A 10,948-nucleotide genomic window follows, 5' to 3' on the forward strand; every position below is an offset into this window, starting at 1 on the left:
GTCGCTCCCCTCGCGGAAGGTGAATTGAAAAAGGTAAATCTTGAATTACTGGTTTCCAGTAACGCTTTAATGTGATATAATAGCTTGAATTATTTTTTAGGAGGGGAAATCAGTGAAAGAAAGAGAAACTTTTGGCTCACGGCTGGGGTTCATTCTGGTGTCTGCCGGATGTGCCATAGGTCTGGGCAATGTGTGGAAATTCCCATATATGACAGGAAAATACGGTGGAGCAGCGTTTGTTCTTATTTATCTTGTTTTTCTTGTAGTTCTGGGACTTCCTATTCTTGTCAGCGAGTTTGCAGTGGGGCGTGCCAGCAGAAAAAGTACGGCGAAGGCCTTTCATGAACTGGAACCGGAAGGCTCCAACTTCCACAAGTACAGCTATATGGGTATGATCGGAAACTATGTGCTGATGATGTTCTATACCATGGTAGCAGGATGGACCCTGTATTACGGTTACGTAATGGCAACCGGAAAGCTTCAGGGTGCGGATTCTGTACAGATAACAGAATTTTTTGGGAACTTCCAGAAATCTACAGGAACCATGACCTTCTGGATGGTCCTTGCAGTGTTTCTGGCATTTGGAATCTGTTCTCTGGGACTTCAAAACGGAGTTGAGAGAATTACAAAGGTCATGATGCTGTGCCTGTTAGGTCTGATCGTTGTGCTTGCAGTTCATTCTGCTACTTTGGACGGAGCCGTGGAAGGTATTAAATTTTATCTGATTCCGAATTTTGAAAACATGAAAGAAGCCGGGATCGGAAATGTAATATTCGGAGCCATGTCTCAGGCATTTTTCACTCTGAGCATTGGAATCGGAGCCATGGAGATCTTTGGAAGCTATATGAAAAAAGATCTGACACTGGCAGGAGAAAGTCTCAGTATTCTTGTGCTGGATACCTTTGTTGCACTGATGGCAGGCATGATCATTATTCCTGCATGTTTTGCGTTTAACGTGGAGCCGGGTGCAGGTCCGGGGCTTGTATTTATCACACTTCCAAATGTATTTAACCAGATGATGGGTGGAAGACTCTGGGGCGCATTGTTCTTCCTTTTTATGGCATGTGCGGCTCTGTCTACAGTGGTTGCTGTATTTGAAAATATTCTGTCTTTTGCCATTGATCTGTGGGGATGGAGCCGTAAGAAAGCGGTAATGGTAAATATTGTTCTTGTTATCATTCTTTCCATGCCGGCAATCCTTGGTTTTGGACCGTGGTCCGGAATACAGATTTTAGGTGAAGGAACAAACATCATGGATCTGGAAGATTTTATTGTATCTAATAATATTCTGCCTCTTGGTTCTGTATTGTTTGTGCTTTTCTGCGCATCGAAAAGGGGCTGGGGCTGGAAAAACTTTTTAAAGGAAGCAAACACAGGAAAGGGAGTAAAGTTCCCGACAGGTATCCGCATGTACATGCTGTGGGTAATTCCGGTAGTGGTTTCTGTAATTTACCTGAAAGGCTACTACGACATGTTTAAGCCAAAAGGAATGGAGTACCTTGTTCCGTGGATGATCATTGGTGTGGCAATGCTTGCCCTGGTTGTTTGGATTGCCTTTGGCCATAACAAAAGTAAAAAAGACAGGAGCTGACGGATATGATAGCAGAAAAAATGATTCCTTTTGTTCAGAATAATTCTGCGATCCGTACTATGTTTGAGGAGGGGAATCGTCTGAAAAAACAGTACGGAGCAGATAAAGTATATGATTTCAGCCTGGGAAATCCCAGCGTTCCCGCGCCTGACTGTGTTCGGGAAGCCATTGTTGATCTGGCAAATAATGAGGATCCTGTAACTCTTCACGGGTATATGAATAACGCAGGATTTGAGGATGTGCGTGAAACCATTGCGCAGTCTCTGAACCGCCGTTTTGGGACAGATTTTTCTGCGAAAAACCTGATCATGACAGTGGGAGCTGCAAGCGGACTGAACGTGATTCTGAAAACAGTTTTGAATCCCGGTGAAGAAGTAATTGTTTTTGCACCATATTTTCTGGAATATGGTGCATATGTAAAAAATTATGACGGAAAGCTTGTGGAAATCTCTCCTGATACAGAAACCTTTCAGCCGGATCTGGAGGAACTGGAAAGAAAAATCACTGCAAACACAAGGGCAGTTATTGTAAACAGTCCCCATAATCCTACAGGTGTTATTTATTCGGAAGATACAATTAAGGCTCTGGCAGCCATTCTTGAGAAAAAGCAGAAGGAATATGGCAGTGTGATATATCTGATCTCTGATGAGCCTTATCGTGAGCTTGCCTATGACGGGGCAGAAGTTCCATACCTTACAAAATACTACAAAAACACTGTAGTAGGCTATTCTTACAGCAAATCTCTGTCTCTTCCGGGAGAAAGGATCGGATATCTGGTGATTCCCGATGACCTTGAGGACAGTGAAACAGTAATTGCAGCCGCCGGTATTGCCAACCGTATTCTGGGAAGCGTCAATGCGCCTTCCCTGATGCAGAAGGTGATTGCCCGCTGCGTGGACGCAGAAGTGGATGTGGCGGCCTATGATAAAAATCGTCTGGCTCTCTATAACGGGCTTACTGCCTGTGGTTTTCAGTGTATCAAACCGCAGGGTGCCTTTTATCTTTTTGTGAAATCTCCGGTTGATGATGAAAAGGAATTCTGTGAGGCAGGAAAAAAGTATAATATTCTTATGGTTCCGGGAAGTTCCTTTGCCTGTCCGGGATATGTGAGACTTGCCTACTGCGTTTCCTATGAGACGATTATCAATTCTCTTCCGGAATTTAAAAAGCTGGCAGCAGAGTTTTCCCTGACAGAGGAAAGCTAATGTCGGAAGGAGTAGTATACTCTTCTCACAGTCAGCTGTTTTTATGATGACAAAAAAGAAAATAATAACGTAAAAACGATAACAGGATTCTTTTTCCATAAAACAGGAAGAGAATCCTGTTTAAATTTTATCAATCTTTTTTCGGATAGTCAGCATTTTCTGATCCAGCGCACGGATGACGGCAGCGCACTGCTGAAGTTCCTCGTCGATAAACTGAGTTTCTTTTTTTCCACGCTTATAGCGGAGCTGATGATCCAGATTTGCCCAGTAATCCATGGCGGCAGTGCGGAGCTGAAGCTCTATTTTTATCCATTGGATATCTTCCTGAAAGGGGACTGCTGTTTCCAGGATCAGATGAAGGCTCTGGTAGCCGGAGGCTTTTGGCTCCTGTATGTAATCCTTGGTTTTCAGAATGCGGATATCTTTTTGCTTTTTGATCATCTGGGCAACCTGGTAGATATCGTCTACATAAGAGCAGATGGCTCTTACACCAATCAGGTCGTTTATTTTTTCAAGGGCAACATTAAAATTCAGTTCAAGCCCTTTTTTCTGCATTTTTTTATATACGCTGTCGTATTCCTTCAGCCGTCCGGTTTTCATCTGAATGACATTGCGCTGATATTTCATGGTAAGGATTGTATTAATAATATCAAGCTTTGCCAGCATAAGGCTGACGGCGCATTTTCCCTTTGTGCAGAATGTTTCAGATGTCAGTGCACGCCTTAACTGCTCTTTCTTTTTCAATTTCTTCTGTTCTTCCTCAATCTGTGCATAAATAAATTTCCAATGGTCTTTTACTGCAATACAACTGTTCATTACTTTACACTCCTTATAATAAATAGAAAAAAAGTTTGAGTTAATTTCGGGTAAAATATATCTGAAAGCCTGAGTGTCTGTCAGAATAACTGTTTGTGGCAGATATCAGCCAGAAAAACAGTCCCCATCAACTAAGATATGCGTTGGTATAAAAAAATATGACAGAAAAGTTTTTGTATATATTAAACAAAAAAAGAGAGATTTAAGATTTATTTTTAAATATTTTTTTATTGAGATAAAGATTGACAAATGATTAACAAACTAATATAATAAAGCCATCAAGATTGACAAATATTTAACGTTAATCAATTAACATAATTATTTGTCGCTCTATCAAAACGAAGTAACAAGTAAGAGAATATAAATGGATTAACAAGGAGGATTTCAAATGGCAAAGACAGAAACCCACATCCCGGCTGTAATCGACACTGCAGAGGCACTGGAAGCAAAAATGGCTGCGATGAAAGAAGCACAGAAACTTTTCGCCACCTATACACAGGAGCAGGTAGACAAAATCTTCAAGGCTGCGGCTACCGCTGCTGACAAAGCACGTATTCCCCTTGCAAAAATGGCTGTTGAGGAAACAGGCATGGGCGTTGTGGAAGATAAAGTTATTAAGAACCACTACGCAGCAGAGTATATTTACAATGCTTATAAAAACACAAAAACCTGTGGCGTGATCGAAGACGATCCGGTTTATGGAATCAAAAAGATTGCAGAGCCGATTGGCCTGATCGCAGCAGTTATTCCTACAACAAATCCTACCTCCACAGCGATTTTTAAAACACTGATCGCATTAAAAACAAGAAACGCAATTATCATCAGCCCACATCCTCGTGCAAAAGGCTGTACTATTGCTGCAGCAAAGCTTGTTCTTGAAGCAGCCGTAAAGGCAGGCGCTCCGGAGGGTATTATCGGATGGATCGATGTTCCAAGCCTTGAGCTTACCAATCTGGTTATGAAGGAAGCAGACATTATTCTGGCAACAGGTGGTCCGGGAATGGTTAAAGCTGCATATTCCTCCGGAAAGCCGGCACTTGGCGTTGGCGCCGGAAATACACCGGTTATCATTGACGATACGGCAGATGTACGTCTGGCAGTAAACTCCATCATCCATTCAAAAACCTTTGACAATGGTATGATCTGCGCTTCCGAGCAGTCTGTTACTGTACTGGAAAGCGTATATAAGGCAGTAAAAGAAGAGTTTATTTACAGAGGCTGCTACTTCCTGAAAAAGGATGAGCTTGACAAGGTAAGAAAAACAATTATTATTAACGGCGCGCTGAATGCGAAGATCGTAGGTCAGAAAGCAGCTACCATCGCAGAAATGGCCGGTGTGACTGTTCCGGCTGAAACAAAGATCCTTATTGGCGAGGTTGAGTCTGTGGACATCAGCGAAGAATTTGCTCACGAAAAGCTTTCTCCGGTACTTGCCATGTATAAGGCAAAAAACTTTGACGAGGCTCTTGCAAAGGCTGAACAGCTGGTAGCTGACGGCGGATACGGACATACTTCTTCTCTTTATATCAATGTAAATGAGAAGGAAAAAATGGCAAAACATGCAGCAGCTATGAAAACCTGCCGTATTCTTGTAAATACACCATCCTCCCAGGGAGGAATCGGAGATCTTTATAACTTTAAGCTTGTTCCATCCCTTACTCTGGGCTGCGGCTCCTGGGGCGGAAACTCTGTTTCTGAAAACGTTGGAGTAAAGCATCTGATCAATATTAAAACTGTTGCAGAGAGGAGAGAGAACATGCTCTGGATGAGAACCCCGGAAAAGGTTTACTTCAAAAAAGGCTGTATGCCGGTTGCCCTTGATGAGCTGGGAACTGTTATGGGCAAAAAACGCTGCTTTATCGTAACCGACTCTTTCCTTTACAAAAACGGATATACAAAGGCGATTGAGGATAAACTGGATCAGATGGGCATTGTACACACCTGTTTCTCTGATGTAGAGCCGGATCCGTCTCTTGCATCTGCAAAAGCCGGAGCAGCAGCAATGCGCGCCTTTGAGCCGGACTGCATTATCGCTCTTGGCGGTGGTTCTGCAATGGATGCCGGAAAAGTTATGTGGGTGCTTTATGAGAATCCTGACGCTGATTTTGACGATATGGCAATGGATTTCATGGATATCCGCAAGAGAATCTATACCTTCCCGAAAATGGGTAAAAAAGCTTACTTTGTAGCAATCCCAACATCTTCCGGTACAGGTTCTGAGGTAACTCCGTTTGCCATTATTACAGACAAAGAAACAGGAATCAAATGGCCTCTGGCAGACTATGAACTGATGCCGAACATGGCTATTGTTGACACAGACAACATGATGAGCGCACCGAAAGGCCTGACCTGCGCTTCCGGTATTGACGTTATGACTCACGCGATCGAGGCATATGTTTCCGTAATGGCTTCTGACTATACAGACAGTCTTGCTCTGAAAGCAATCAAGCTGGTATTTGATTATCTTCCAAGAGCTTACAGAGACGGAAATGATGTAGAGGCAAGAGACCATATGGCAAACGCTTCCTGCATGGCTGGTATGGCTTTTGCAAACGCTTTCCTTGGAGTAAATCATTCTCTTGCTCATAAGCTTGGTGCTTTCCATCATATTCCTCACGGAATTGCAAATGCTCTGGTTCTCACAGATGTAATGCGTTATAATAGTGTTGAGGTACCGACAAAAATGGGAACATTCCCGCAGTATCAGTATCCGCACACACTTGCACGTTATGCAGAGATCGGACGTTTCGTAGGTCTTACAGGCAAAAATGATCAGGAAGTATTTGAAAAACTTCTTGAGAAGCTGGAAGAGCTGAAGAAGATCATTGAGATCAAGCCAACCATCAAAGATTATGGCGTAGATGAGAAATATTTCCTGGATACTCTGGATGAGATGACTGAACAGGCGTTCAACGACCAGTGTACAGGAGCGAACCCGAGATATCCGTTAATGGCTGAGCTGAAGGAAATCTATCTGAAAGCATACTACGGAAAAGAGTCCAAATAAGAAAAGGGAGGGTATTTACCATGAAGCTGAAAGACAAAAAGGTATTTTTGACACGTCCATATAAAGTTGTCTACAAAGATGGAGACCGTATTATCAAGGTATTTACCAAAGAGCACGGAAAGGCAAATGTCTTTAATGAGGCTCTCTGCCAGGCCCGCGTAGAGGAAAGCGGCCTGGATATCCCGAAGGTTCTGGAGGTAACTGAGATCGATGGCGAGTGGGCCATTGTGATCGAATATGCAGAAGGCAAAACTCTGGAACAGCTGATGAACGAGAATCCGGATAAGCTTGAGGAATACATGGAGAAATTTGTAGATCTTCAGCTTTCCATGCATGAGAAAAAAGCTCCGCGTCTTACGCTCCAGAAGGACAAATTTGCCCGCAAGATCGAGAGTATGAAAGATAAGCTGGATGCTACTGTCCGCTATGAGCTGCTGACAAGACTGGATTCCATGCCAAACCACACCAAGCTCTGCCATGGGGATTTTAACCCAAGCAACGTGATCGTTGCAGAGGACGGAACTATGAAGATCGTAGACTGGTCCCATGCAACTCAGGGAAATGCCAGCGGCGATGCAGCCATTACTTATCTGGAATTTGCTCTGAAGGATGAAAAAATGGCTGACCTGTACCTGAAGCTTTTCTGCAAGAAGAGCGATACCGCAAAGCAGTATGTACAGAAATGGCTTCCGATTGCGGCGGCAGCCCAGCTTACCAAAGATGTAAAAGAGGAAGAGGAATTCCTGCTTCGCTGGACAGACATCATTGATTTCCAGTAAACTTTATAGAAAAACCATTTGAAACAAATCCCTTTATTATTTATAAAATCCCCGGGCCGACTGTGTCGGTTCCGGGGATCAGATTTTTATTTCTTCTATGGTTCCTGCATCTATACGATATACCTTATCACATAATTCATGAATATCTTCCTGCATATGACTGGCAAGAAGAATAGTTTTTCCTTCACTGCGAAGCTGCAGAAAAAGTTTTCGCATTTGTGAGGCGCCCTGATCATCTAATCCATTCATGGGTTCATCCAAAATAAGGATTTCCGGGTTTTCCATAATTGCCTGTGCGATTCCCAGGCGCTGTTTCATACCCATAGAGTATTTTCCAACAAGCTTTTTTGCTGCAGAAGTTAAACCTGTTTGTTTTAAGACTTTGTAGATTTCCTGATCATTAATTAACTTCTGGATTTGACTTAAATATTTCAAATTTTGAAAACCGCTTTTGTATGGAAGGAAACCCGGTTTCTCAATTAGAATTCCTGTGTTTTCAGGAAATTCGTTTTTCTTTCCAAGCAGTATTCCATTAATAGTTACTGTACCAGTGGTTGGTTTAAGAAAACCACTTATTATTTTTAATAAAACTGTCTTTCCAGAACCATTTCTCCCGATTATCCCATATATTTTCCCTTTTTCAAAAGAGATACTAACAGAGTGAAGAACAATATCGCCAAAAAATTCTTTCGAGATATTATCAATTTCTATAATTGCCATATCTATATCCTCATTTACCAGTTTTTTTGGCTCACAGCTATATTGTAATCAATATGACCTGAGATTTGAGTTAGGGTGGATAACAAAATTACATTGCTTAATAAAAATAATGAATAGCTTTCTGTAAAAGATAACATTTCTTTTCCAGGAATATGAAATTGCATTATTCCATGTGCCAGCATAGCAGGATGATATAAGGGAACAAAGCCAGACATTAGCAGCATGCCTGAAAAATGAATTCCTATTGCAAAGAGCATTCCTAACGGAAATCGGGAGCTTAAATTGCCGATAAAAATTATGATTCCTAAAAAGGAACAATAAAGAGATGTTAATAAAAAACTATGAAAAAGAGCTTCATTTACGCTGAAAAATCTTAAAATCCAACTATTTGGTATAGGAAGACTGTATTCAGTCATTGCAATCTGGGGTGTTGCGCCAATCAGTATTTGTATAGTATCACTCCATTCAAAGGTAAAATTTCCATTTATAAAAATTGGAAATATGCAGCCCATGATAATGATTGCCTGGTATATAAGAAGCTGTATAAGCAAATAAGATGTCATGGATAGCCGCCAGAGTAATCCACTGCTTCTTATTAATGTAAAATAAGTCATAGAATTCACAAAAGGCGCATCGGCAATTATTATAAAAAATCCAATTACAAGAAGAGTAACCTGGAATATATCATTATATAGCAGGAGAAAAGAATCAAAAATTCCCACTGTATTTCCTGCTGCAAATTGTAAATAACGTATCGAAATAGATAAGCCAAGCCAGAATCCATAGATATATCCAGCCCAGATTCGGGGGATAAGAATGGAAGACTGAAGCTTTAATTGTATTAATATTAATTTATGCTTATCCATGTTTCAGCCTTCCTTTCAATCCTATCCAGTTTAGTACACATACTATAAAAAATATAAATGTCTGGATCAGAACTGGCTGCCAATAAGAAGTATATCCCCAATCGCCTCGCAGTAAATATACGGGATTCCAGATATTGGCGGACAGTGCCTGCCATAAAAATTGATATATAATAAAGGTTCCGATAAAAGCTACATATCTGTTTAAAAATAAAACAGACAGAAAAAGGCAGATATTACTCCATACAAGTCCGAATAAAAAAGCAAGAGTAAGTTTCAAAAGAAGGACAAGTCCTCCTCCCCATATTGCTGCAATAGGATACCAGAGAGTGTTAAGATAAAATTCTGAAATATTTTCAGTTGTGGTCGGGACGCCAATTAAAAAAGCGATTAAAAAAATAAATCCATATGACAGAATCATCATAATCCCCCCTGATAACCCTACACTAAATATTTTTCGCAAAATATATTTTCCTCGTGTACAGCGGATGAGTACAAAACGAAAGAAAGAAGTATTATAATCTTCTGTAAAGCTCATTGCATGAGGAAAAGCCGGGAAAATTGCTGCAAAAGGATTGAACATCGACATTGCCATAGGAAAGGTAAGAAGATGAAGTACATCTGATTCTTTCCAATGAATATCGGAGGTGATATAGGTGTGTCCCATTATACCTATTGCAATAAGCAGGGAAAGTACCATTCGTTTATTTATAATGCAGTTTTTTTCCATAAATTTGCTCCTATGCAATAACTTTTACTAGTACTCCAGTTACAGCATTTATGTAGAAAAGATCATCAGCATTCTGTCCCCACATGAATTGTGAGCCATCAATAAGAGAGGGTACCTGGAAATTCCAAACCGGGAAGAAGCGGGGATGTCCAGACGTCAATTCGATATAATAACCCAGAGAAATATTTGTTATGGACATATGATCTGGTATCTTAATATATCCTGCCTCTGCGTAGAGCTGTACTTTATCGAGAATTTCTTCGAAATCCAGTAAGCCTGCTTTTTCTTGATTTTCAATATGCAAATTATTTCCATATTGCAGATAGCTGTAGTTTTGTCCAGTGATTTCAAGGCTGCCTATGGAAGGGACTTCTGACATATAAACAATAGGTATATCCTGGATTTTTCCTCGTAGCACATAGCTATAAATACCTTTAGGATCATCATATTCTGCAACGGGCCCCTGTACTTCAGCATTGAGTTCTAACAAATTAACAGCTTCTGTCGCTAATTTATTTGCTGCTTCTTCACCGATATCATGAGCTTCAGGGATATTATCCGGTGTATCAAAATAAAACTGGTGCGTATCATTCAGCTTATACAGATATATACTTTCTTCATTATATTTTAGAGCTTCTGCATCTTTTATTTCATCTGTAAATTTCCATTTTTCGATATCGCCATACAGAAGTTTTCCTTTTTCTAATGAAATATCTGAAAAAATCACGGTTCCTGTGTAAACGTCGCTGGAAATGACTTTAACATCTGCATCAATACGGAATTCCTCCTCTTTTCCTTTGTATATTTCAGTGATATGTTCCGGCAGGTCATAGGCTTTGGAGTCGGCGTTTACAATAGATGCACCGCAGGATACTGTTGCTATGACAGCAAAGAACAGTATCGGATTTGGAAGAAATTGAGAAAACTGTTTCATGGCGTCACCACTTTCTGTTTGAGAGGCGTTTTGAGGAAATTGGAATTATTTAGATGTATATAATAGCATAATTTTTAAAGAGGAACATGTAAAGGGCGAAACTTGTATAGTTTTTGGCGAAAATAAAAAGGGGCTGTCGGTAAATACCAATTTTTAGCTCCTAAATCTTAAAATAAGAATCTCCTGTAGAACTCAGTGTTTTTATATCTGATTTTCTATAGGAGATTTTTATTTTTCTCTTTCCTGTATGTATTTTAGGGCGCAAAAATCCCTTAACTGCATTTTTGAAAACGCTCTTTTTCT

General features: G+C 40.6%; 9 protein-coding genes. 4 read left to right on the plus strand and 5 right to left on the minus strand.

What is annotated here, in order from left to right:
• Positions 1–112 precede the first annotated feature (112 nt).
• Both QVP40_RS02640 and QVP40_RS02645 read left to right on the plus strand, forming a co-directional pair.
• Positions 113–1,591 carry a sodium-dependent transporter gene (locus tag QVP40_RS02640; protein WP_022066953.1) on the plus strand — a complete coding sequence of 493 codons (1,479 nt, stop codon included), beginning with the start codon at positions 113–115 and terminating at the stop codon, positions 1,589–1,591.
• Positions 1,592–1,596: 5 nt separating this feature from the next.
• Positions 1,597–2,796, plus strand: coding sequence for a pyridoxal phosphate-dependent aminotransferase (locus tag QVP40_RS02645; protein WP_022066954.1), 1,200 nt, complete (start codon positions 1,597–1,599; stop codon positions 2,794–2,796).
• A gap of 120 nt (positions 2,797–2,916) precedes the next feature.
• On the opposite strand, the gene QVP40_RS02650 is transcribed toward QVP40_RS02645, so the two are convergent.
• Positions 2,917–3,612: a GTP pyrophosphokinase gene (locus QVP40_RS02650; protein ID WP_022066955.1), complete on the minus strand. Its 696-nt coding sequence runs from the start codon at positions 3,610–3,612 to the stop codon at positions 2,917–2,919.
• Positions 3,613–4,000: 388 nt separating this feature from the next.
• On the opposite strand from QVP40_RS02650, the gene adhE reads away from it, so the two are divergent.
• Positions 4,001–6,619 (plus strand): bifunctional acetaldehyde-CoA/alcohol dehydrogenase, encoded by a 2,619-nt coding sequence (gene adhE, locus QVP40_RS02655; RefSeq protein ID WP_022066956.1) that lies wholly within the window; start codon positions 4,001–4,003, stop codon positions 6,617–6,619.
• 20 nt (positions 6,620–6,639) lie between these two features.
• Positions 6,640–7,398 carry an aminoglycoside phosphotransferase family protein gene (locus QVP40_RS02660; RefSeq protein WP_022066957.1) on the plus strand — a complete coding sequence of 253 codons (759 nt, stop codon included), beginning with the start codon at positions 6,640–6,642 and terminating at the stop codon, positions 7,396–7,398.
• Between the two features lie 78 nt (positions 7,399–7,476).
• Here QVP40_RS02660 and QVP40_RS02665 read toward each other — a convergent pair whose 3' ends face one another.
• From QVP40_RS02665 to QVP40_RS02680, 4 genes are read right to left on the minus strand one after another with little or no spacing between them, the layout of a single operon-like run.
• Complete coding sequence (locus QVP40_RS02665) at positions 7,477–8,118, minus strand: ABC transporter ATP-binding protein (protein WP_022066958.1); 642 nt, start codon at positions 8,116–8,118, stop codon at positions 7,477–7,479.
• 14 nt (positions 8,119–8,132) lie between these two features.
• Positions 8,133–8,984 carry a hypothetical protein gene (locus QVP40_RS02670; protein WP_022066959.1) on the minus strand — a complete coding sequence of 284 codons (852 nt, stop codon included), beginning with the start codon at positions 8,982–8,984 and terminating at the stop codon, positions 8,133–8,135.
• A complete protein-coding gene (locus QVP40_RS02675) occupies positions 8,977–9,711 on the minus strand; it encodes a hypothetical protein (protein ID WP_022066960.1) in 735 nt (244 codons plus the stop codon). Before QVP40_RS02675 ends, QVP40_RS02670 begins: the two co-directional genes overlap by 8 nt.
• Before the next feature lie 10 nt (positions 9,712–9,721).
• Positions 9,722–10,645 carry a hypothetical protein gene (locus tag QVP40_RS02680; RefSeq protein WP_022066961.1) on the minus strand — a complete coding sequence of 308 codons (924 nt, stop codon included), beginning with the start codon at positions 10,643–10,645 and terminating at the stop codon, positions 9,722–9,724.
• Positions 10,646–10,948 lie beyond the last annotated feature (303 nt).

The sequence above is a fragment of the Blautia sp. CAG:257 genome (assembly GCF_000433815.1).
GTDB classification, from domain to species: domain Bacteria; phylum Bacillota; class Clostridia; order Lachnospirales; family Lachnospiraceae; genus Blautia_A; species Blautia_A caecimuris.

Coding starts and splice junctions, on each gene's coding strand:
- QVP40_RS02650 (WP_022066955.1), bottom strand. CDS start 3,612: ATGAACAGTTGTATTGCAGTAAAAGACCATTGGAAATTTATTTATGCA.
- QVP40_RS02660 (WP_022066957.1), top strand. CDS start 6,640: ATGAAGCTGAAAGACAAAAAGGTATTTTTGACACGTCCATATAAAGTT.
- QVP40_RS02675 (WP_022066960.1), bottom strand. CDS start 9,711: ATGGAAAAAAACTGCATTATAAATAAACGAATGGTACTTTCCCTGCTT.
- QVP40_RS02665 (WP_022066958.1), bottom strand. CDS start 8,118: ATGGCAATTATAGAAATTGATAATATCTCGAAAGAATTTTTTGGCGAT.
- QVP40_RS02645 (WP_022066954.1), top strand. CDS start 1,597: ATGATAGCAGAAAAAATGATTCCTTTTGTTCAGAATAATTCTGCGATC.
- QVP40_RS02680 (WP_022066961.1), bottom strand. CDS start 10,645: ATGAAACAGTTTTCTCAATTTCTTCCAAATCCGATACTGTTCTTTGCT.
- QVP40_RS02670 (WP_022066959.1), bottom strand. CDS start 8,984: ATGGATAAGCATAAATTAATATTAATACAATTAAAGCTTCAGTCTTCC.
- adhE (WP_022066956.1), top strand. CDS start 4,001: ATGGCAAAGACAGAAACCCACATCCCGGCTGTAATCGACACTGCAGAG.